Origin of the sequence: Enterobacter cloacae complex sp. S1, from assembly GCF_014930525.1 — a bacterium.
Taxonomy (GTDB): Bacteria; Pseudomonadota; Gammaproteobacteria; order Enterobacterales; family Enterobacteriaceae; genus Enterobacter; species Enterobacter hormaechei_C.
Window position 1 is genome coordinate 94,450 of the sequence record NZ_JADBRE010000017.1, and the last position, 22,268, is coordinate 116,717.

General features: G+C 56.5%; 19 protein-coding genes and 1 other annotated feature. Of the genes, 12 read left to right on the forward strand and 7 right to left on the reverse strand.

All coding sequences use genetic code 11. The annotated features are described in order from the left end of the window. Nucleotides 1-12: 12 nt before the first annotated feature. Nucleotides 13-1,206, reverse strand: a complete 1,194-nt coding sequence (gene acrA / locus IM290_RS12195) for a multidrug efflux RND transporter periplasmic adaptor subunit AcrA (protein ID WP_017694395.1) — start codon at nt 1,204-1,206, stop codon at nt 13-15. 140 nt (nt 1,207-1,346) lie between these two features. Here acrA and acrR point away from each other — a divergent pair, with 140 nt between their 5' ends. Together acrR and mscK are read left to right on the forward strand one after the other, a co-directional pair. Further along, nucleotides 1,347-2,000: a multidrug efflux transporter transcriptional repressor AcrR gene (gene acrR, locus IM290_RS12200; protein ID WP_193041799.1), complete on the forward strand. Its 654-nt coding sequence runs from the start codon at nt 1,347-1,349 to the stop codon at nt 1,998-2,000. A gap of 113 nt (nt 2,001-2,113) precedes the next feature. Beyond that, nucleotides 2,114-5,461, forward strand: a complete 3,348-nt coding sequence (gene mscK, locus IM290_RS12205) for a mechanosensitive channel MscK (protein ID WP_193041798.1) — start codon at nt 2,114-2,116, stop codon at nt 5,459-5,461. Between the two features lies 1 nt (nt 5,462). Here mscK and rsmS read toward each other — a convergent pair whose 3' ends face one another. Both rsmS and priC read right to left on the reverse strand, forming a co-directional pair. Next, entirely contained in the window at nt 5,463-5,639 is a 177-nt protein-coding gene (rsmS, locus tag IM290_RS12210; RefSeq protein WP_017383212.1) for a pleiotropic regulatory protein RsmS, read from the reverse strand. A gap of 12 nt (nt 5,640-5,651) precedes the next feature. Continuing rightward, nucleotides 5,652-6,179, reverse strand: coding sequence for a primosomal replication protein N'' (gene priC, locus IM290_RS12215; RefSeq protein ID WP_193041797.1), 528 nt, complete (start codon nt 6,177-6,179; stop codon nt 5,652-5,654). Nucleotides 6,180-6,229: 50 nt separating this feature from the next. On the opposite strand from priC, the gene IM290_RS12220 reads away from it, so the two are divergent. From IM290_RS12220 to IM290_RS12260, 9 genes are all read left to right on the forward strand, one after another. Next, complete coding sequence (locus IM290_RS12220) at nt 6,230-6,607, forward strand: DUF454 family protein (RefSeq protein WP_015571246.1); 378 nt, start codon at nt 6,230-6,232, stop codon at nt 6,605-6,607. A 151-nt stretch (nt 6,608-6,758) separates the two neighbouring features. After that, nucleotides 6,759-7,310, forward strand: a complete 552-nt coding sequence (gene apt, locus IM290_RS12225) for an adenine phosphoribosyltransferase (RefSeq protein ID WP_000127359.1) — start codon at nt 6,759-6,761, stop codon at nt 7,308-7,310. An 88-nt stretch (nt 7,311-7,398) separates the two neighbouring features. Beyond that, complete coding sequence (dnaX, locus tag IM290_RS12230) at nt 7,399-9,327, forward strand: DNA polymerase III subunit gamma/tau (protein ID WP_193041796.1); 1,929 nt, start codon at nt 7,399-7,401, stop codon at nt 9,325-9,327. After that, nucleotides 8,657-8,721 (forward strand) — a sequence feature (DnaX frameshifting element). Its footprint overlaps the gene before it by 65 nt. Nucleotides 9,328-9,380: 53 nt before the next feature. After that, entirely contained in the window at nt 9,381-9,713 is a 333-nt protein-coding gene (locus IM290_RS12235; protein ID WP_003858972.1) for a YbaB/EbfC family nucleoid-associated protein, read from the forward strand. Further along, nucleotides 9,713-10,318 (forward strand): recombination mediator RecR, encoded by a 606-nt coding sequence (recR, locus tag IM290_RS12240; protein WP_006809843.1) that lies wholly within the window; start codon nt 9,713-9,715, stop codon nt 10,316-10,318. Before IM290_RS12235 ends, recR begins: the two co-directional genes overlap by 1 nt. Nucleotides 10,319-10,428: 110 nt before the next feature. Then, entirely contained in the window at nt 10,429-12,303 is a 1,875-nt protein-coding gene (gene htpG, locus IM290_RS12245; RefSeq protein WP_032670453.1) for a molecular chaperone HtpG, read from the forward strand. 218 nt (nt 12,304-12,521) lie between these two features. Further along, nucleotides 12,522-13,166, forward strand: a complete 645-nt coding sequence (adk, locus tag IM290_RS12250) for an adenylate kinase (protein WP_006809841.1) — start codon at nt 12,522-12,524, stop codon at nt 13,164-13,166. Nucleotides 13,167-13,290: 124 nt separating this feature from the next. Next, entirely contained in the window at nt 13,291-14,253 is a 963-nt protein-coding gene (gene hemH / locus IM290_RS12255; RefSeq protein ID WP_017383216.1) for a ferrochelatase, read from the forward strand. A gap of 62 nt (nt 14,254-14,315) precedes the next feature. Next, the gene (locus IM290_RS12260; protein ID WP_032104066.1) at nt 14,316-15,620 is read left to right on the forward strand and encodes an inosine/guanosine kinase; all 1,305 of its coding nucleotides are present in this window, start codon (nt 14,316-14,318) and stop codon (nt 15,618-15,620) included. Nucleotides 15,621-15,713: 93 nt separating this feature from the next. Here IM290_RS12260 and ybaL read toward each other — a convergent pair whose 3' ends face one another. Together ybaL and IM290_RS12270 are read right to left on the reverse strand one after the other, a co-directional pair. After that, nucleotides 15,714-17,390 (reverse strand): YbaL family putative K(+) efflux transporter, encoded by a 1,677-nt coding sequence (ybaL, locus tag IM290_RS12265; RefSeq protein ID WP_193041795.1) that lies wholly within the window; start codon nt 17,388-17,390, stop codon nt 15,714-15,716. 232 nt (nt 17,391-17,622) lie between these two features. Next, on the reverse strand, nt 17,623-18,843 hold the full coding sequence (locus IM290_RS12270) for an MFS transporter (protein ID WP_015571242.1): 1,221 nt from the start codon (nt 18,841-18,843) through the stop codon (nt 17,623-17,625). Between the two features lie 164 nt (nt 18,844-19,007). Between IM290_RS12270 and ushA the strand changes: the two genes are divergently transcribed. Beyond that, on the forward strand, nt 19,008-20,660 hold the full coding sequence (gene ushA, locus IM290_RS12275; RefSeq protein ID WP_017383219.1) for a bifunctional UDP-sugar hydrolase/5'-nucleotidase UshA: 1,653 nt from the start codon (nt 19,008-19,010) through the stop codon (nt 20,658-20,660). 89 nt (nt 20,661-20,749) lie between these two features. Here the strand turns inward: ushA and ybaK are convergent, their stop codons facing one another. Both ybaK and IM290_RS12285 read right to left on the reverse strand, forming a co-directional pair. Continuing rightward, the gene (ybaK, locus tag IM290_RS12280; RefSeq protein WP_010428207.1) at nt 20,750-21,229 is read right to left on the reverse strand and encodes a Cys-tRNA(Pro)/Cys-tRNA(Cys) deacylase YbaK; all 480 of its coding nucleotides are present in this window, start codon (nt 21,227-21,229) and stop codon (nt 20,750-20,752) included. Nucleotides 21,230-21,427: 198 nt separating this feature from the next. Then, nucleotides 21,428-22,222, reverse strand: coding sequence for a TraB/GumN family protein (locus tag IM290_RS12285; RefSeq protein WP_017383220.1), 795 nt, complete (start codon nt 22,220-22,222; stop codon nt 21,428-21,430). Nucleotides 22,223-22,268: the final 46 nt, after the last annotated feature.

A 22,268-nucleotide genomic window follows, 5' to 3' on the forward strand; every position in this document is an offset into this window, starting at 1 on the left:
CTCCTGTTTAAGTTAAGACTTGGTTTGTTCTGACTGGCCAGCGGCCGACGCTTGTTGTTTGTCGTCAGATTTCACTTCCTGAGCTTTGACCTGCGCACCAGGACGAACTTTTTGCAAACCAGTAATAATTACGCGATCGCCATCTTTCAGACCTTCCGTTACCAGCCACTTGTCGCCAATCGCCTGCGTTGCAGTGATATTGCGCGTTTCGACTTTGTTATCGGCACCCACAACCAGTGCGCTCGCATCGCCGCGTGGCGTACGGGTCACACCTTGCTGAGGAACCAGAATGGCGCTTGGGTTAGTCCCTTCCTCAAGACGGGCGCGTACGAACATACCCGGCAGCAGGGTTTTATCCGGATTAGGGAAAATGGCCCGGATGGTGATAGAGCCGGTGGTCTGATCGACGGTCACATCAGAAAATTCCAGTGTGCCAGTCTGTGAGAACTTGATACCGTCGTTGGTAACCAGTTCCACTTTGGCTTTACCGTTTTCCTGTTTCAGGGTGCCGTTAGCCAGCTCCTGTTTGAGACGCAGGAAATCGTTGCTGGACTGGGTGACGTCAACGTAGATCGGGTCAAGCTGCTGCACGGTGGCCAGCGCGTTGGTTTGACCGTTCTGCACCAGCGCACCTTCGGTGACGGCAGATTTACCAATGCGACCACTGATAGGGGAGGTCACTTTGGTGTAAGCCAGGTTAATACGCGCGGTTTCTACCGCCGCTTTCGCCGCCACAACGGCTGCGTTGGCTTGCTGTGCATCGGCCAGGGCAGAATCGTAATCCTGTTGGCTGATGTACTGCGTGCCGAGCAGTTTCTTGTAACGATTCAACGTCAGCTGCGAGATTTTGGCTGCCGCTTCGGCTTTAGCCAGATCGCCCTTAGCGCTCTCATAAGACGCCTGATAGGTTGCTGGATCAATCTGATACAGAGACTCGCCTGCCTTGACATCACCGCCTTCGGTGAAGTTACGTTTCAGGATGATACCGCTCACCTGCGGACGCACTTCCGCAATGCGGTAGGCGCTGGTGCGGCCCGGTAGTTCTGTTGTCATCTGGAGAGGTTCGGATTTGAGCGTCACGACGCCAACTTCTGGCACCTGCTGAGCTCCTTGTTGAGCCTGTTTGTCGTCACATCCTGTAAGCGCTAAGCTGCCTGAGAGCATCAGAACGACCGCCAGAGGCGTTAACCCTCTGTTTTTGTTCATATGTAAACCTCGAGTGTCCGATTTCAAATTGATCAAGGGTCCTGAGTCTAAAACCCATTGCTGCGTTTATATTATCGTCATGCTATGGTACATACATTCATAAATGTATGTAAATCTGACTCCTGTAAATTCATCAACGTATGGCACGAAAAACCAAACAACAAGCGCTGGAAACCCGACAACACATTCTGGATGTGGCAATGCGTTTGTTCTCACAGCAGGGTGTTTCGGCAACCTCGCTGGCACAGATTGCTCAGGCCGCGGGCGTCACGCGGGGAGCGATTTACTGGCATTTCAAAGACAAGTCCGATCTGTTTGGTGAAATCTGGGAGCTTTCAGAGTCCAGCATTAGCGATCTTGAGAGTGAGTATCGGGCAAAATTCCCTCACGATCCACTCTCAGTGTTAAGAGAAATTCTAGTATATATCCTTGAAGCGACGGTTGTTGAAGAGCGTCGTCGTCTGATGATGGAAATCATCTTCCATAAATGTGAGTTCGTTGGTGAAATGGCGGTGGTTCAGCAGGCGCAGCGCGACCTGTGTCTGGAAAGCTACGATCGCATCGAACAGGTCCTCACGGAGTGCATGCAGGCCAAAATGCTTCCTGCCACATTACTCACCCGCCGGGCTGCGATCCTGATGCGCAGCTATATTTCCGGCCTGATGGAAAACTGGCTTTTTGCTCCGGAGTCGTTCGATCTCAGATCAGAGGCGCGCAGCTACGTCGAAATTTTTCTTGAGATGTGCCAGCTCTGTCCGACCCTTCAAAGTAAACATAGCCCGCGCTCTGCCTGATCGGGCATGGGAAAAATCGTAGACCCTTTCCGTCGTACTATTCTGCTTCAGCCGGGCGTGATATCCTTCATGCCCGACTATTTCCGGTCATTTCTCACATCACATTCACAACTATGCTGCACATCAATCGCTCGCAACATCCTGTTCTGGCCCTGTTTTTGATCCTGCTGTTTTACTTTGCAGCCGCGCCGCTTTCATGGGCCCGTGCAGACAATGGCAGTGACATTCCCACGCGTGCTGATGTTCAGTCGCAACTCGACACCCTGAATAAGCAAAAAGATCTCTCCGCCCAGGAAAAACTCGTTCAGCAGGATCTGACGGAAACCCTGGAAACGCTGGACAAGATCGATCGCATCAAAGCCGAAACAGCCCAGCTACGGCAGAAGGTCGCTCAGGCGCCGGAGAACATGCGTAAGGCAACGGAGGCGCTGAGTGCGCTCAGCGACGTCGATAACGACGATGAAACCCGAAAAACGCTTGCCACGCTGTCGTTGCGCCAGCTTGAGTCGCGCGTGGCGCAGCTGCTGGACGATCTGCAAACGGCGCAGTCCGATCTCTCAACCTACAACAGCCAGCTGGTTTCGCTGCAAACCCAGCCTGAGCGCGTGCAGAACGCCATGTACTCGGCGTCGCAACAGCTACAGCAGATACGTAACCGTCTGAATGGCATCACCGTGGGGGAAGGGGCGCTTCGTCCCAGCCAGCAAACGCTGTTGAACATCCAGCAGACGCTGCTAAACGCGGAGATTGAACAGCAGCGTAAGAGCCTGGAAGGCAACACGGTGCTACAGGATGCGCTGCAAAAACAGCGTGACTACGTGACCGCGAATATCAACCGGCTTGAGCATCAGCTTCAGCTGTTGCAGGAAGCGGTGAACAGCAAGCGCCTGACGCTGACTGAAAAAACGGCGCAGGAAGCGGTTTCGCCAGACGAGACGGCCCGTATTCAGGCCAACCCGCTGGTGAAGCAGGAGCTGGAGATTAACCACCAGCTGAGCGAGCGTCTGATTCAGGCGACTGAAAACGGCAGCGCGCTGGTGCAGCAAAATATTAAGGTCAAAAACTGGCTGGATCGCGCTTTGCAGGCCGAGCGCAACGTCAAGGAGCAGATTGCCGTCCTGAAGGGCAGCCTGCTGCTGTCGCGCATTCTCTACCAGCAACAGCAGACGCTGCCGTCCGCCGACGAGCTGGAAGACATGACCAACCGCATTGCGGATTTGCGTCTTGAACAGTTTGACGTTAACCAGCAGCGCGATGCGCTATTTCAGAGCGATACCTTCGTTGCCAAAGTGGAAGAGGGCCATTCAGGTGAAGTGAACGCTGAAGTTCACGACGCGCTGTTGCAGGTGGTGGACATGCGCCGCGAATTGCTCGATCAGCTTAACAAGCAGCTGGGCAACCAGCTGATGATGGCGATTAACCTGCAAATCAACCAGCAGCAGCTGGTGAGCGTTTCTAAAAGCCTCCAGGAGATCCTGACCCAGCAGATTTTCTGGGTGAACAGCAATAAACCCATGGACTGGGACTGGTTTAAATCTTTCCCGGAAACGCTGAAATCCCAGATCAAAAGCATGAAAATTACCGTGAACTGGGAGAAAGCCTGGCCTGCGGTGATGATTGCCTTCCTGACGGGGCTGCCTTTGCTGCTCATCGCTGGCGTCATACGCTGGCGTTTGAAATGGCTGAAACAGTACCAGGCGAAGCTGGCCTCGGAAGTGGGGCAACTGCGTAACGACAGCCAGCTGCACACCCCGAAAGCGATCCTGATCGATCTGATCCGTGCTCTGCCGGTCTGCCTGTTGATACTCGCCGTGGGCCTGATCCTGCTGACCATGCAGCTGAATATCAGCGATCTGCTGTGGGCGTTCAGCAAGAAGCTGGCGCTGTTCTGGCTGGTGTTTGGTCTGTGCTGGAAAGTGCTGGAAAAAGATGGCGTCGCCGTCCGCCACTTCAACATGCCGGAAAAACTCACCAGCCACTGGCGTCGCCAGATTGTGCGCATCAGCCTCGCGCTGCTGCCGCTGCACTTCTGGTCAGTTGTGGCGGAGCTTTCCCCGCTGCACCTGATGGATGACGTGCTGGGGCAACTGGTGATTATGCTGAACCTGCTGCTGATTGCCGTTCTGATGTGGCCAATGTGCCGCGACAGCTGGCGGGATAAAGAGTCCCACAATCTTCGTCTGGCTACCGTAACGGTACTGGCGATCATTCCTCTGGCGCTGATGGTGCTGACGGCGACGGGTTACTTCTATACCACGCTGCGTCTGTCCGGCCGCTGGATCGAAACGGTTTATCTGGTGATTGTATGGAACCTGCTGTTCCAGACCGTGCTGCGTGGTTTGAGCGTGGCGGCGCGCCGCATTGCGTATCGTCGTGCTGTTGCCCGTCGGCAGCATCAGGTGAAAGAGGGGGCTGAAGGGGCAGAGCCGCAGGAAGAGCCGACCATTGCTCTGGAGCAGGTTAACCAGCAAACGATGCGTATTACCATGCTGGTGATGATCGCCCTGTTTGCGGTGATGTTCTGGGCCATCTGGTCTGATTTAATTACCGTCTTCGCCTACCTCGACAGTATCACGCTCTGGCAATACAACGGTACCGAAGCGGGCGCTGCGGTAATGAAAAGCGTCACCATGGGCAGCCTGCTCTTTGCGCTGGTGTCGTCAGTGGTTGCCTGGGCGTTGATCCGCAACCTGCCGGGTCTGCTGGAAGTGCTGGTGCTCTCAAGGCTGAACCTGCGTCAGGGGGCGTCGTACGCCATTACCACCATCCTGAACTACGTCATTATTATTGTCGGGGCGATGATGGTATTCGGCTCGCTGGGCGTCTCGTGGGATAAACTCCAGTGGCTGGCGGCGGCGTTGTCGGTGGGTCTGGGCTTCGGCTTGCAGGAGATCTTCGGTAACTTTGTCTCTGGCCTGATTATCCTGTTCGAACGTCCGGTGCGTATCGGCGATACCGTCACCATCGGTACTTTCTCCGGGACCGTCAGCAAGATCCGCATTCGTGCGACCACCATTACCGACTTCGATCGTAAAGAGGTGATCATCCCGAACAAAGCGTTTGTGACCGAGCGTCTGATCAACTGGTCGCTCTCGGATACCACCACTCGCGTGGTGATCCGACTCGGGGTGGCCTATGGCTCGGATCTGGACAAGGTGAAAGAGGTACTGCTGAAGGCGGCAGCTGACCATCCAAAAGTGATGCACGATCCTGCGCCAGCGGTATTCTTCACCACCTTCGGGCCGAGCACTTTGGATCATGAGCTGCGCCTGTACGTACGCGAACTGCGCGATCGCAGCTACACCGTCGATGAGCTGAACCGCACCATTGACCGTCTGTGTCGTGAAAACGATATTAATATCGCCTTTAACCAGCTTGAGGTTCATCTGCGCAACGAGAAAGGCGATGAGCATACGGAAGTGAAGCGCGAGATTAAGGGGGACGACCCTACTCCCGCCTAATCTATTTCCCTCTCTCCTCTGGGGAGAGGGTAGGGTGAGGGGGAAGTTTCCCCTCAAAATCTCGTCGCACAATCTCCAGCGCTTTCAGCACCGTCTCCGCCGGGATCTCGTGATTCTCCAGCAGCATAATTAAATCGACGGCCAGCTTGACCTCGTCGGGGGCATTTTCCAGTGACATCAGTGGCTCCTGTTAACGGGTCAGGCGTTCAATGACGCGTTCAATCTCATCCAGCGCCTGACGGCAGCGGACGATGCGGCCTTCCAGCGCGCTGATTTCACGCATTAATAACTGCTGCTCTTCCAGCGTTTCGCTGGTGTTCAGGCGGGCTTCGCGCTCGCGCTTCATCTCAAACAGACGGCGCTCAAACTCCTGGTTCTCCAGCCGCTTGCGCTGCCATTTTCCGAGCCCCGGCGAGGCGCTGTCCCACGCGCGCAGCGGCCAGGCGGCGATTTCCCGGTGCAGGGCGGTGATCTGCTCGGTAAGATGCTCCGCAAGCCACGCGACATGTTCCTGCTGTTCACTCTCAACCGCGTGACGAAGCTCGTCGAGATTGGTCTGCGCTTCAGCAAGATAATCCTCAATGACGGTGCTGCGGGTGCGGAAGAGCTGTCGGTCAAAGCGCGGTTTCAGCGTGGCGTGGCCCATCAACGGCGTGGCCTGCGCCCGCAGCGCGATCAGCTGATTTTGCAGCCTCTCAAGAAGCAGTGCTGTTTTCAAGGCGCTCTCCAGTGGTAAAGTAGCCGTTCAGTTTGATAACGATTCGCATTATGCAGCGTACTATTTTAATCATCATTGGCTGGCTCGCGGTAGTGCTGGGTACGCTGGGTGTGGTTTTGCCCTTGCTGCCGACCACCCCGTTTATCCTGTTGGCCGCCTGGTGCTTCGCCCGCTCGTCGCCGCGTTTTCACCACTGGCTTCTGTACCGCTCGTGGTTTGGCGGCTACCTGCGGCACTGGCAAAAACACCGGGCCATGCCGCCCGGGGCCAAGCCGCGCGCCATTGCCTTCATCCTGATCACCTTCGCCGTCTCGTTATGGCTGGTGAAAATGATGTGGGTGCGCATTCTGCTGCTGGCGATCCTGGTTTGCCTGCTGATCTTTATGTGGCGGATCCCCGTGGTTGATGAAAAGCAACAAAAGCACTGAAGCCTCATCATGGCGGTTGCAATTATGGCGCACAGCCAGTAAATTCGACCGTTTTCGAGCACAGGTGCGCCTGGTCAAAGGTTAAACAACTGTTACTTTGATCGACTCGTCGCGCGCCGTGAGTAACACTGTTTCATTTAGGCACAAACCGATGACCGCAACTGCACAGCAGCTTGAATATCTGAAAAATAGCATCAAAAGTATCCAGGACTATCCAAAACCTGGCATTCTTTTCCGCGATGTCACCAGCTTGCTGGAAGACCCGAAAGCGTACGCCCTCAGCATTGAACTGCTGGTTGAGCGTTATAAAAACGCCGGGATCACCAAAGTAGTAGGTACTGAAGCCCGTGGCTTCCTGTTTGGCGCACCGGTTGCGCTGGCGATGGGCGTGGGTTTTGTGCCGGTGCGTAAGCCGCGCAAACTGCCGCGTGAAACCATTGCTGAGAGCTATGAGCTGGAATACGGCACCGATCAGCTGGAAATTCACGTTGATGCCATCAAGCCAGGCGACAAAGTGCTGGTGGTGGACGATCTGCTGGCAACCGGCGGCACCATCGAAGCGACCGTGAAGCTGATCCGTCGTCTGGGCGGGGAAGTGACCGACGCGGCATTCATCATCAACCTGTTCGATCTCGGCGGCGAGCAGCGCCTGGAAAAACAGGGTATTACCAGCTACAGCCTGGTGCCATTCCCGGGACATTAATCCCGTATCTCACAACCTCGCTCAATGGGTGAGGTTGTGATAGCATTCCCCTCCATTAATTCACCTTCCAGCGTTGCAGAGCCTGCCCATGAGTTATCAGGTGTTAGCCCGTAAATGGCGACCACAAACCTTTGCTGACGTTGTCGGTCAGGAACATGTGCTGACGGCCCTGGCGAACGGCTTGTCGCTAGGTCGCATCCATCACGCCTATCTTTTTTCCGGCACCCGCGGCGTCGGTAAAACCTCTATTGCCCGTCTGCTGGCAAAAGGTCTGAACTGCGAAACCGGGATCACCGCCACCCCGTGCGGCGTGTGCGACAACTGTCGTGAGATCGAGCAGGGGCGTTTTGTCGATCTGATTGAGATCGACGCCGCCTCGCGCACCAAAGTGGAAGATACCCGCGATCTGCTCGACAACGTGCAGTACGCCCCGGCGCGCGGCCGCTTCAAGGTCTATCTGATCGATGAAGTGCACATGCTGTCGCGCCACAGCTTCAACGCCCTGCTGAAAACGCTGGAAGAGCCGCCTGCGCATGTCAAATTCCTGCTGGCGACCACCGATCCGCAAAAGCTGCCGGTCACGATCCTCTCGCGCTGCCTGCAATTCCATCTGAAGGCGCTCGACGTTGAGCAGATCCGCGCTCAGCTTGAGCATATCCTCGATGAAGAGCACATTGTCCATGAACCGCGTGCGCTGCAACTGCTGGCCCGTGCCGCGGATGGCAGCCTGCGCGATGCGCTGAGCCTGACCGACCAGGCGATTGCCAGCGGTGACGGTAAACTCTCCACCGACGCGGTCAGTACCATGCTCGGCACGCTGGATGACGATCAGGCGCTGTCGCTTATTGAAGCGATGATTGCCGCCAACGGTGAGCGAGTGATGGCGCTCGTCAACGACGCTGCTGCCCGTGGCATTGAGTGGGAAGCGCTGCTGGTCGAGATGCTCAGCCTGCTGCACCGCGTGGCGATGCTGCAACTGTCTCCGTCGGCCATTGGCGCGGACATGGCGACCATTGAACAGCGGATGCGTGAACTTGCGCGCACCGTGCCGCCGGCTGACGTTCAGCTTTATTATCAGACGCTGCTGATTGGCCGCAAAGAGCTGCCGTTTGCACCGGATCGCCGGATGGGCGTTGAAATGACGCTGCTGCGCGCGCTGGCCTTCCATCCGCGCAAGCCACTGCCGGAGCCGGAAACGCCCCGGCAGTCCTTTGCGCCGGTAGCGCCGACCGCGGTAATGTCACCGCAGCAGGTGCCACCGCAACCGGCATCGCCGCCGCCGCAAAACGTGCCGCTGTCGGATGCCACCAGTTCGGTGCTTGCCGCACGAAGCCAGTTGCAACGTGCGCAGGGAGCAACCAAACCAAAAAAGAGTGAACCGGCAGCGCCTGCAAGAGCGCGGCCGGTGAACAACGCCGCGCTTGAACGACTGGCCTCGGTAACGGAGCGCGTGCAGTCGCGTCCGGCACCGTCCGCGCTCGAGCAAAAAGCCCCGGCGAAAGAAGAGGCATACCGCTGGAAGGCGACCACCGTTGTTGAAACGGTCAAGGAAGTGGTCGCCACGCCAAAAGCGCTGAAAAAGGCGCTGGAGCATGAAAAAACGCCGGAGCTGTCCGCGAAGCTCGCGGAAGAGTCCATTGAGCGCGATGCCTGGGCCGCCGAGGTCAGCAAACTGCAACTGCCGAAGCTGGTGGAGCAGGTCGCGCTGAATGCCTGGAAAGAGCAGGACGGCAATCAGGTGCGTTTGCACCTGCGTCCGGGTCAACGCCACCTGAATTCCCCTGGCGCGCAAAAGGCGCTGGCCGAGGCGCTTACCGCATTACAGGGTGTACCGGTTGAATTGACTATCATTGAAGATGATAATCCGGCGGTGAAAACGCCGCTCGAGTGGCGTCAGGCCATTTATGAAGAGAAGCTCGCGCAGGCGCGCGAGGCGATAATTGCGGATAACAACATCCAGACCCTGCGCCGGTTCTTCGACGCCGATCTGGATGAAGAGAGTATTCGCCCCATTTGATCGTGAGTCTGACTTACGGTTGTAATCCTTAACGTGAAAGAAGAGAGAAGCCTATGTTTGGTGGAAAAGGCGGTCTGGGTGGCCTGATGAAGCAGGCTCAGCAGATGCAGGAAAAAATGCAGAAGATGCAGGAAGAGATCGCTCAGCTGGAAGTCACGGGTGAATCCGGTGCCGGTCTGGTCAAGGTGACCATCAACGGTGCGCATAACTGCCGTCGCGTTGAAATCGACCCGAGCCTGCTCGAAGACGACAAAGAGATGCTGGAAGATCTGGTTGCAGCCGCGTTTAACGATGCCGCTCGCCGTATCGACGAAACCCAGAAAGAGAAAATGGCCTCTGTTTCCAGCGGTATGCAACTGCCGCCGGGCTTTAAGATGCCATTCTGATGCAAACCAGTCCGCTGCTCACGCAGTTAATGGAAGCACTGCGCTGCCTGCCGGGCGTTGGCCCGAAGTCGGCGCAGCGTATGGCGTTTACGCTATTGCAGCGCGACCGCAGCGGCGGGATGCGCCTGGCGCAGGCTCTGACCCGCGCCATGTCAGAAATTGGCCACTGTGCGGATTGCCGGACCTTTACCGAGCAGGACGTATGTAACATCTGCACGAACCCGCGTCGTCAGGAAAACGGTCAGATTTGCGTGGTGGAGAGTCCGGCGGACATCTACGCCATCGAACAAACCGGGCAGTTTTCCGGCCGCTATTTCGTGCTGATGGGGCATCTCTCCCCGCTGGACGGCATCGGCCCGGACGATATCGGTCTTGACCGCCTGGAGCAGCGCCTGGAGTCGGAAACCATCAAAGAGGTGATCCTCGCCACCAACCCGACGGTGGAAGGGGAAGCAACCGCCAACTACATCGCCGAACTGTGCGCGCAGTACGGCGTTGACGCCAGCCGCATCGCCCACGGCGTGCCGGTCGGCGGTGAGCTGGAGATGGTCGACGGCACCACGCTGTCACACTCGCTGGCCGGACGTCACAAGATTATTTTCTGACCAAACGGAGGCTGCGCGCGCGGCCTCCGCTTGAAAATTCCTCCCCTTATCCCCATCTCTCACTCAACGTTTTACAACCCCATTAAATGGCATTGTTGAGGTCGACTTAGATGAAAGGACAAGAAACCCGTGGTTTCCAGTCAGAAGTAAAACAGCTTCTGCACCTGATGATCCATTCCCTGTATTCCAACAAAGAAATCTTCCTGCGTGAGCTGATTTCCAACGCCTCTGATGCGGCGGACAAGCTGCGCTTCCGCGCGCTGTCTAACCCGGATCTGTATGAAGGCGACGGCGAGCTGCGCGTGCGCGTCTCGTTTAATAAAGAGAACCGCACCCTGACCATCGCCGATAACGGCATCGGGATGAACCGCGACGAGGTGATTGACCACCTCGGAACCATCGCCAAATCCGGCACCAAAGCGTTCCTTGAGTCCATGGGCTCTGACCAGGCGAAAGACAGCCAGCTGATCGGTCAGTTCGGCGTAGGCTTCTACTCGGCGTTCATCGTGGCGGACAAAGTCACCGTGCGCACCCGCGCCGCGGGCGACAGCGCCGAGAACGGCGTGCTGTGGGAGTCTAAAGGTGAAGGTGAATACACCGTTGATGACATCACCAAAGCGGATCGCGGCACCGAAATCACCCTGCACCTGCGTGAAGGCGAAGACGATTTCCTGAACGACTGGCGCGTACGCTCCATCATCAGTAAGTATTCCGACCATATCGCGCTGCCGGTTGAGATTGAAAAACAGGAAGAGAAAGACGGCGAAACCGTGGTTTCCTGGGAGAAAATCAACAAGGCGCAGGCGCTGTGGACGCGTAATAAAGCTGAAATTAAAGACGACGAGTACAACGAGTTTTACAAGCACATCGCCCACGACTTCACCGATCCGCTGACCTGGAGCCACAACCGTGTTGAAGGGAAGCAGGAGTACACCAGCCTGCTGTACATTCCGGCGCAGGCGCCGTGGGACATGTGGAACCGCGATCACAAGCACGGCCTGAAGCTGTACGTGCAGCGCGTGTTCATTATGGACGACGCCGAGCAGTTCATGCCGAACTACCTGCGCTTTGTGCGTGGCCTGATAGACTCCAACGATCTGCCGCTGAACGTCTCCCGTGAAATTCTTCAGGACAGCACCGTCACCCGTAACCTGCGCAACGCCCTGACCAAACGTGCGTTGCAGATGCTGGAAAAACTGGCGAAGGACGATGCGGAAAAATACCAGACCTTCTGGAAACAGTTTGGCCTGGTGCTGAAAGAAGGTCCGGCGGAAGACACCGCGAACGTGGAAGCTATCGCTAAACTGCTGCGCTTCGCCTCTACGCACAACGACTCCTCCGCCCAGACCGTGTCGCTCGAAGAGTACGTCTCCCGCATGAAAGAAGGGCAGGAGAAGATCTACTACATCACCGCCGACAGCTATGCGGCAGCGAAGAGCAGCCCGCATCTGGAACTGCTGCGTAAGAAAGGCATCGAAGTGCTGCTGCTGTCTGACCGCATCGACGAGTGGATGATGAACTACCTGACCGAGTTCGACGGTAAATCCTTCCAGTCCGTTGCCAAAGCCGACGAGTCTATCGATAAGCTGGCGGATGAAGTGGACGACAGCGCGAAAGAAGCCGAGAAGGCGCTGGAGCCGTTCGTTGAGCGCGTGAAAACGCTGCTGGGCGACCGCGTGAAAGAGGTGCGCTTCACGCACCGTCTGACCGATACGCCAGCCATTGTCACCACCGATGCGGACGAAATGAGCACCCAGATGGCGAAACTGTTCGCTGCGGCGGGCCAGGCCGTGCCAGATGTGAAATATATCTTTGAGCTTAATCCGGATCACCCGCTGGTGAAACGCGCGGCGGATACCCAGGACGACGCCCGCTTTGCGGAGTGGGTTGAACTGCTGCTGGATCAGTCCCTGCTGGCCGAGCGCGGTACGCTGGAAGATCCTAACCTGTTCATTAAACGTGTGAATGCGCTGCTGCTGGCGTAATCTTCCCTCACCCCGGCCCTCTCCCACAGGGAGAGGGTGAAAGAGTTCCCTCTCCCTGTGGGAGAGGGTTAGGGTGAGGGCACCAGACCGCCCGAAGCCAAATTATCTCCCCCCGTTAACCGTTTCAGCCTTCCCGCCTTCCTTGAGCCATACCCGTTCTGGTGGTATTGTTTAGCGCTTTTTGAAAAATTGAATCGACTTTTGAGGGGATTTTCGCAATGCGTATTATTCTGCTTGGCGCTCCGGGCGCGGGTAAAGGAACTCAGGCTCAGTTCATCATGGAGAAATACGGTATTCCGCAAATCTCCACCGGTGACATGCTGCGCGCCGCTGTTAAATCTGGCTCCGAGCTGGGTAAACAAGCTAAAGACATCATGGACGCAGGCAAACTGGTGACCGACGAACTGGTTATCGCGCTGGTTAAAGAGCGCATTGCTCAGGAAGACTGCCGTAACGGTTTCCTGCTGGACGGCTTCCCGCGCACCATTCCTCAGGCTGACGCCATGAAAGAAGCGGGCATCAACGTGGATTACGTGCTGGAGTTCGACGTACCGGACGAGCTGATCGTTGACCGTATCGTTGGCCGTCGCGTGCACGCTGCCTCTGGCCGCGTTTACCACATCAAATTCAATCCACCTAAGGTTGAAGGCAAAGACGACGTGACCGGCGAAGAGCTGACCACCCGTAAAGACGATCAGGAAGAAACCGTGCGTAAACGCCTGGTGGAATACCATCAGATGACCGCACCGCTGATCGGCTACTACACCAAAGAAGCGCAGGCGGGTAACACCAAATACGCGAAAGTGGACGGCACCAAAGCCGTGGCTGACGTACGTGCAGAGCTGGAAAAAATCCTCGGCTAAGCGCACCTCTCTCACCCGGAGCCCCGGGTGAGAAAAATTCTCATCTTACCTATTACAGCAATGGGTTTCGTTTAAACGCATTTCCGCTACAATTGACAGCCTATCAAATGGTTAAGAGGCGTGAATGAGTCAGGCGAAAACCGGCATCCTGCTTGCCAATCTGGGCACCCCAGAAGCACCTACTCCAGCGGCGGTCAAACGCTACCTGCGACAATTTTTAAGCGACACGCGCGTCGTGGATACCCCAAGACTGCTGTGGTGGCCACTGCTGCGTGGCGTCATTCTGCCGATTCGTTCCCCGCGTGTGGCAAAGCTCTATCAGTCCGTGTGGATGGAAGAGGGCTCGCCGCTGATGGTCTACAGCCGTCGTCAGGAGAAGGCGCTGGCCGCCCGCCTGCCGGACATGCCCGTTGCGCTCGGCATGAGCTACGGTAAGCCGTCCCTGGAAAGCGCCGTCGACTCTCTGCTGGCGCAGGGCGTTGAACACATTGTGGTGCTGGCCCTTTATCCGCAGTATTCGTGCTCCACGGTGGCTGCCGTCTGGGACGAACTGGCGCGCATTCTGGCGACCCGCCGCCGTATACCGGGTATCACCTTTATCCGCGACTACGCCGATAACGAGCTGTACATTCAGGCGCTTGCCAGCAGCGCGCGCGCGTCGTTTGAAAAACACGGCGAGCCGGATCTGCTGCTGCTCTCCTATCACGGTATTCCGCAGCGTTTCGCGAACGAAGGGGATGATTACCCCCAACGTTGCCGCGATACCACCCGCGAGCTGGTCTCCGCCCTCGGCCTGCCGCCTGAGAAGGTGATGATGACCTTCCAGTCGCGCTTTGGCCGCGAGCCGTGGCTAACGCCGTATACTGATGAAACGCTTAAGATGCTGGGCGAGAAGGGCGTGAAGCACATTCAGGTGATGTCGCCGGGCTTCTCGGCGGACTGTCTGGAAACGCTGGAAGAGATTGCTGTCCAGAACAAAGAGTTCTTTATGGAGGCGGGCGGAACGAAATACGAATACATTCCTGCGCTTAACGACTCCCCTGAACACATCGACATGATGGTCTCACTGGTCACCACCCGCCGCTGATCGCGTTACGGGCCGGGTTTGTGCTACCATTCCCGGCCCGTATTCTTTGCACAGTTCAGACCATGAAATTTCCCGGTAAACGTAAGTCCAAACACTATTTCCCCGTCGATGCCCGCGATCCGCTGTTACAGCAAATTCAGCAGGAAAGCGAAACCAGCGCTGCCTGGGTGGTCGGTATCGATCAGACGCTGGTGGACATTGAAGCCAAAGTGGATGATGCGTTTGTCGCACGTTACGGTCTGAGCGCCGGGCACTCGCTGGTGATTGAGGATGACGTTGCTGAAGCGCTGTATCAGGAGCTGGTGCGCGAAAATCTTATCACCCACCAGTTTGCCGGCGGCACCATCGGCAACACCATGCACAACTACTCCGTCCTGGCAGACGACCGCTCGGTGCTGCTTGGCGTGATGTGTAGCAATATCGAAATCGGTGGCTACGCCTACCGCTACCTGTGCAATACCTCCAGCCGCACCGATCTGAACTATTTACAGGGCGTTGACGGGCCGATTGGCCGCTGCTTTACGCTGATAAGCGATTCCGGCGAGCGTACCTTTGCCATCAGCCCCGGCCATATGAACAAGCTGCGCGCTGAAAGTATCCCGGAAGAGGTGATCGCGGGCGCGTCTGCGCTGGTACTGACCTCCTATCTGGTGCGCTGCAAGCCGGGCGAACCAATGCCGGACGCAACCATGAAGGCAATTGAGTACGCGAAGAAATACAACGTGCCTGTGGTTCTGACGCTGGGCACCAAATTCGTCATTGCCGACAACCCGGAGTGGTGGCAGGCCTTCCTGAAAGAACACGTCTCGATTCTGGCGATGAATGAAGAAGAAGCCGAAGCGCTGACCGGCGAAAGCGATCCGCTGCTGGCGTCTGATAAGGCGCTGGACTGGGTAGATCTGGTGCTCTGCACCGCCGGGCCGGTCGGGCTGTATATGGCGGGCTTCACGGAAGAAGAGAGCAAGCGGAAAACCCAGCACCCGCTGCTGCCGGGCGCAATCGCCGAATTTAACCAGTACGAGTTCAGCCGCGCCATGCGTCATAAAGACTGCATCAACCCGCTGCGTATCTTCTCCCACATTGCACCGTATATGGGTGGCCCCGAGAAGATCATGAACACCAACGGCGCGGGCGACGGCGCGCTGGCCGCGCTGCTGCACGACATCACCGCCAACGCCTACCACAAAACCAATGTGCCGAATTCCAGCAAGCACACCTTCAACTGGCTGACCTACTCCTCGCTGGCGCAGGTGTGCAAGTACGCGAACCGCGTGAGTTATCAGGTGCTGAACCAGCATTCACCGCGCTTAACGCGGGGGCTGCCGGAACGGGAAGACAGCCTCGAAGAGGCGTATTGGGACAGGTAAAAGCAAAACGGCAACCTGTGGTTGCCGTTTTTAGTGTTTGTTCCCTCTCCCTGTGGGAGAGGGCCAGGGTGAGGGCATCAGGCCGCACAAAACTTAACCCGTCACCGCCTCTTCAACTGGCGGTTTTGTCAGCATTGTCAGCATTGTATTCGCAATCTCACGCTCACCCATCACCACCTGATTCGCGCCGCGCTCGGTGATGTACTCCACTTCGTCATCATAATGGGCGCGGGCAATGATTTCGATATGTGGGCATTTTTCACGGGCTGTGGCGACAATCTCGCCAGCCTCGTAACCGTTCGGGATAGTGAGCAGCAGCCAGCGAGCGCAGTCCAGATGCGCCAGATTCATAATCTCTTCGTTAGCCGCGTTGCCCAGCACCGCGCGGATGCCGCGCTCGCGAAGCTCGTCGACGCGAGTGCGGGAGGTTTCAATCACTACCAGGGGGATCCCCTGGGCCATCAGCTTCTCACCGAGCAGGCTGCCGACGCGGCCAAAACCGACCAGCAGCGCGTGGTTGCAGATATCTACGGGGATCTGTTTCTCCTCCTCAATCGCTTCTTCCAGGGTTTGCTCTTCGAGGGTTTCGGTCTTCTCGAGATATTTCTCCAGCAGGGCAAACAATACCGGGTTTAGCATGATGGAGAGGATCGCCCCCGCCAGCACCAGATTTTGCCCCGCCTGTGGCAGCAGGTTCAGGGCCATCCCCAGACCAGCAAGAATAAAGGCGAACTCGCCAATCTGCGCCAGGCTGGCGGCGATGGTCAGCGCCGTGCGCGGCGAGTGACCGAACATCCGCACCAGGAAGAAGGCGGCAACGGACTTACCAAAGATGATGATTGCCAGCGTACCCAGCACGGCCAGCGGCTGCTGAATGAGGATCAGCGGGTCGAACAGCATCCCGACGGAGACAAAGAACAGCACCGCGAATGCATCACGTAGCGGCAGGGTATCGTGCGCGGCACGGTGGCTCAGCTCGGACTCGTTCAGCACCATCCCGGCGAAGAACGCGCCCAGCGCAAAGGAGACGTCAAACAGCTCGACGGCGCCAAAGGCAATGCCCAGCGCCAGCGCAAGGACCGAAAGCGTGAACAGTTCACGCGAGCCCGTGGCGGCGCTGCGGGACATGATCCACGGCACCAGACGGCGGCCCACCAGCATCATGATGGCGATAAACGCCACGACTTTACCAATGGTGATACTCATATCCAGCGCCAGCGAGGCAAAACCGACGTTGTCTTTTTCCATCATACCGGCAACGGCAGGCAGCAGAACCAGCGTCAACACCATCACCAGATCTTCAACAATCAGCCAGCCAATCGCGATTTGCCCGCGCTGGCTGTCTATTAGCTGTCTCTCTTCAAGCGCGCGCAGCAGCACCACGGTACTGGCGGTTGAAAGACACAGCCCAAACACGATGCCGGTCATCAGCGACCAGCCCAGCACCGCCGAAAGCGCCATCCCCAGCAGCGTCGCCACCCCTATCTGGGCGATCGCTCCCGGTATGGCGATAGACTTTACCGCCATCAGGTCCTTCAGCGAGAAATGCAGGCCTACGCCAAACATCAGCAGAATCACGCCCAATTCCGCCAGTTCAGGTGCCAGTTTAGTATCCGCCACAAAACCCGGCGTAAAGGGCCCCGCCAGCACGCCCGCTAACAAATAGCCTACCAGGGGCGAAATACGCAGTTTATTGGCAATCATGCCGAGGATAAAAGCGAGCACAAGTCCACCAACAATGGTGGTGATAAGCGGTGTGGCGTGGTGCATTCCGTCTCCTTTCGCGATGGGTGATCCATTTTTGGTGCAAATACCAAAAAGCCGATTAATAGTTTATGACAATTTTTACGCTTATGTTTATGAATAATTGTTGAAATCAGAATAAAAACGCAATAAGCGTGAAAAAGTGCATGTTTTGGTAAATTTGCAGGGGGGAGGGAGAGGAAAGCCTTATGGCCTCAGGTTATCCGGCTGCCAAAGTTTAACTTTGGCAGCCGTGAAGTCACGCTTTATGACGGTTGTCAGGCAGGAATATGGTCAACATCCCAAGAAGTGGCAGGAAAGCGCAGATTTTATAAACCAGGAAGATACTGGTGTGGTCTGCAACCATCCCTAACACCGCGGCTCCCAGGCCACCCATGCCAAAGGCAAAACCAAAAAAGAGGCCGGAAACCATACCGATACGTCCCGGCAGCAGCTCCTGCGCGTAGACCAGGATGGCTGAAAATGCCGATGCGAGGATAAAACCAATAATCACCGTCAATATTCCAGTCCATTCCAGCGTTGCGTACGGTAAAACAAGCGTAAACGGCGCAACGCCGAGGATAGAGCCCCAAATCACATATTTACGTCCAATTTTATCCCCCACAGGGCCGCCAATCACCGTGCCTGCCGCCACCGCAAACAGGAAGGCAAAGAGGTGGAACTGGGCGTTTTGTACCGATAATCCGAATTTTTGCATCAGATAGAAGGTGTAATAGCTGCTAATGCTCGCCATATAGAAATATTTTGAGAAAATCAGCACCAGCAGCACGCTGACGGCAAGGATCACCTTATTGCGCGGAAGGGGATTGGTTATCTTCGCGGCAGGTTTTCCCTTATTTACGCGATGCTGCGCGGCGTACCAGCGGCTGATTTGCGCCAGGACGACAATCGCCAGCAGCGCGGCCAGCACAAACCACGCCACGTTGCCTTTGCCGTAAGGCGCGATAATTACCGCCGCCAGCAGAGGACCGAGGGAGCTACCAAAGTTCCCCCCCACCTGGAACAGGGACTGCGCCAGCCCGTGGCGTCCGCCGGAGGCCATACGCGCCACGCGGGACGATTCCGGATGGAACACCGATGAACCGGTTCCCACCAGCGCCGCGGCAACCAGTACCGCCTCAAAGCTGCCCGCCATGGCCAGCAGCACCAGCCCGCTCAGGGTGAAGCACATGCCAATGGGCAGCGACCATGGCATCGGGTATTTGTCCGTCCAGTAGCCCACCACCGGCTGTAGCAGCGAAGAGGCCAGCTGGAAGGTCAGGGTGATCATCCCGATCTGCACGAAGGTTAATGAGAACTCAGATTGCAACAGCGGGTAGATCGCCAGAATCAGCGACTGGATCATGTCGTTGAGCAGATGAGAGAGACTGATTGCGCCTAATACTTTAAAGGAAGTGCGCGATTTCGGCGGCGACGCCGGAGCGCCCTGGACGGGCTGGGTTGATTCACTGATTGCCATAAATACCACGTCGATTTGTTATTAGAGATGCAGGGAGTAATTATTATCCGACTAACATACCCGTCCGTGACATTTGAAGAAAGTCGCAATTCTGAAAACTTATTTGTCTATTCTTGTGAGTCACTGTAATTTTTGCGTTTGTCTATGGGTCAGGGAGAGAGAAGATGAAGTTAATGAAGCGTGGCGTCGCGCTGGCGCTCATCGCCGCATGGGGGCTGACAAGCCTGCCCGCGCAGGCGTATGAAAAAGATAAAACCTATAAAATTACCATTCTGCATACTAACGATCATCACGGCCATTTCTGGCGCAGCGAATACGGTGAATATGGCCTGGCGGCGCAAAAAACGCTGGTGGACGGCATTCGTAAAGAGGTCGCGGCCCAGGGTGGCAGCGTCCTGCTGCTGTCGGGCGGGGATATTAATACCGGGGTACCGGAATCTGATTTGCAGGATGCCGAGCCTGATTTTCGCGGCATGAATTTAATTGGTTACGACGCGATGGCGGTCGGAAACCACGAGTTTGATAATCCGCTGAGCGTGTTGCGCCAGCAGGAGAAGTGGTCCAAATTCCCGTTCCTTTCCGCCAATATTTATCAGAAAAGCACCGGCGAGCGCCTGTTTAAACCGTGGGCACTGTTTAAGCGTCAGGATCTGAAGATCGCGGTCATCGGCTTAACCACCGACGATACGGCCAAAATTGGTAATCCTGAATTTTTCACCGACATCGAATTCCGTAAACCGGCGGACGAAGCGAAGCTGGTGATCCAGGAGTTGCAGCAGAATGAAAAACCGGATGTGATTATCGCGACCACCCACATGGGGCATTACGATAACGGTCAGCACGGCTCTAACGCGCCGGGCGACGTGGAGATGGCGCGCAGCCTTCCTGCGGGCTCGCTGGCGATGATTGTGGGCGGTCACTCACAGGATCCGGTCTGCATGGCTTCTGAGAATAAAAAGCAGGCAGATTATGTGCCCGGCACGCCGTGTGCGCCGGATCGTCAGAACGGGATCTGGATTGTACAGGCCCACGAGTGGGGGAAATACGTTGGCCGCGCGGATTTCGAATTCCGTAACGGCGAGATGAAGCTGGTGCACTATCAGCTCATCCCGGTCAACCTGAAGAAGAAAGTGACCTATCCGGACGGCAAAAGCGAGCGGGTACTCTACACGCCAGAGATCGCTGAAAACCAGCAGATGCTCTCTCTGCTGACGCCGTTCCAGAGCAAAGGGAAAGCGCAGCTGGACGTGAAGATTGGCACGCTTAACGGACGACTGGAAGGAGACCGCAGCAAAGTTCGCTTCGTACAGACCAACATGGGGCGTCTGGTGCTGGCCGCGCAGATGGCGCGCACGAATGCGGATTTCGGCGTGATGAGCGGCGGCGGTATTCGTGATTCCATTGAAGGCGGAGACATCACCTATAAAGACGTGCTCAAAGTACAGCCGTTTGGCAACGTGGTGGTCTATGCGGACATGAGCGGGAAGGAGGTGATTGACTACCTGACCGCCGTGGCGCAGATGAAGCCGGATTCCGGGGCGTATCCGCAGTTTGCTAACGTCAGCTTTGTCGCGAAGGACGGCAAGCTTAACGATCTCAAGATCAAAGGCGAACCGGTTGATCCGGCGAAAACCTACCGCCTGGCAACGTTAAGCTTTAACGCCACCGGCGGCGACGGCTATCCGCATATCGATAACAAACCGGGCTATGTAAATACCGGGTTTATTGATGCGGAAGTGTTGAAGCAGTTTATCCAGCAAAATTCACCGATTGACGTGAACATGTATGAGCCGAAAGGCGAGGTGAGCTGGCAGTAGTGCGTTTTTTTGCCGGGTGGCGGCTTCGCCTTACCCGGCCTACATTCGAATCGTAGGCCCGGTAAGCGCAGCGCCACCGGGCAATTTTCTCAATCCCGGCGCGCAATATCCGCAAATTTCGCGTCCAGCATTTTCGCCAGATCGCCTGCGGCCAGTTCGATATCCAGCCCGCGTTTGCCGCCAGAAATATAGATCGTCTCAAATTCCTGCGAAGGCGCATCGATCAGCGTCGGCAGACGCTTTTTTTGGCCGAGCGGGCTGATCCCGCCGACCAGATAACCCGTTGTGCGTTGCGCAACCATCGGGTCTGCCATATCGACCTTTTTCGCTCCCAGCGCTTTGGCCACTTTCTTCAGATCAAGCTGTCCGGCGACGGGTGTCACTGCCACGGCGAGGTGCTTCATATCGCCGTTCACCGCGACCAGCAGCGTTTTGTAGACCTGGTCCGCGTTCAGCCCCAGCTTGCGCACCACTTCATCACCAAAGTTGGTTTCGTTCGGATCGTGATCGTAGGTGTGGATCCGGAAAGAAATTTTGTTTTTTTCGAGTAATTTAACGGCGGGAGTCATGGCTATCCTTCTTACGACAGACGATTCATACCAGCAGCATACGCCTGACGTTTGTCTAAAAAATAGCACCATCTTGCGCAATAGTATTGGCAGTGATGGTTACTTTGAGCGACAATCGGCGTAGCCGAAGGTCACTTCGGTATAATAAAAACGATGAAATTCCTCTTTGACGGGCCAATAGAGATATTGGCCATTTTTTTATTTCAGCAGCGACGGCAAATTCCCTTCTCCGTACAAATGCAACGCGCCAACCGCGACAACATAACGACCGGCAGGCAGGGCATATAGTGTCTCCCGCCACGCCTGGTTGCGCGCGTTCATCAGCACATCATACAACGATTCACTGAACGTCGACGGTAACGCCAGCTTACCGTCTGCGGGCGGCGCATCCAGCCACCAGCCAATCATCGTTTGCAGCAGACGCGCGTTGGTGTGCCAGTGGGTCAGGGTATCATCCAGCAGCATCAGGCCGTCATCGGGAAGCTGGCGAAGAAGCGCAATCTGGCTGTCCGTGCCTTCCAGTTCAATGACGGACAGGTTGCGCGCCCTTGCCGCATTCAGCAGTTGATAATCGATACCGTAATCGCCGCGCAGCCCCAGGCGCTGCGCCTGGGTGGCCTGTAGCACCATGGCAATTTGCCACAGGGGCAGAGTGTCGAGCATTGAGAGCGAGACGCCGGTCTCATCCGCAAGACGGGTAAGCTCAGCCAGCTGCGTCCCGTTAAGACGTTCCGCCAGGGGGCGATCGCTTTCCAGCCCGGCAAACGGCGATTCATGGCCGGAGATGTCGGCTTCGACGATCAGCGCGTCGGCGCGCTTCAGCAGTTTAATCAGGCCGGAGGGCAGGGGGGACATGTCCTGCGTGCCCATATGAATGCTTCCCACCAGGTGCAGATGCTGCCCGCCCGGAAGCGAAATATCCATACCGGGCCAGGCATAACGGCGGGGAAAAAGGGCGCGAAACGATGTTTTTAGACGATTAAACAGACCCATACGCGCTCCATGATCGGAAAGGTTCATGCTAGCGCGTACGGGTACA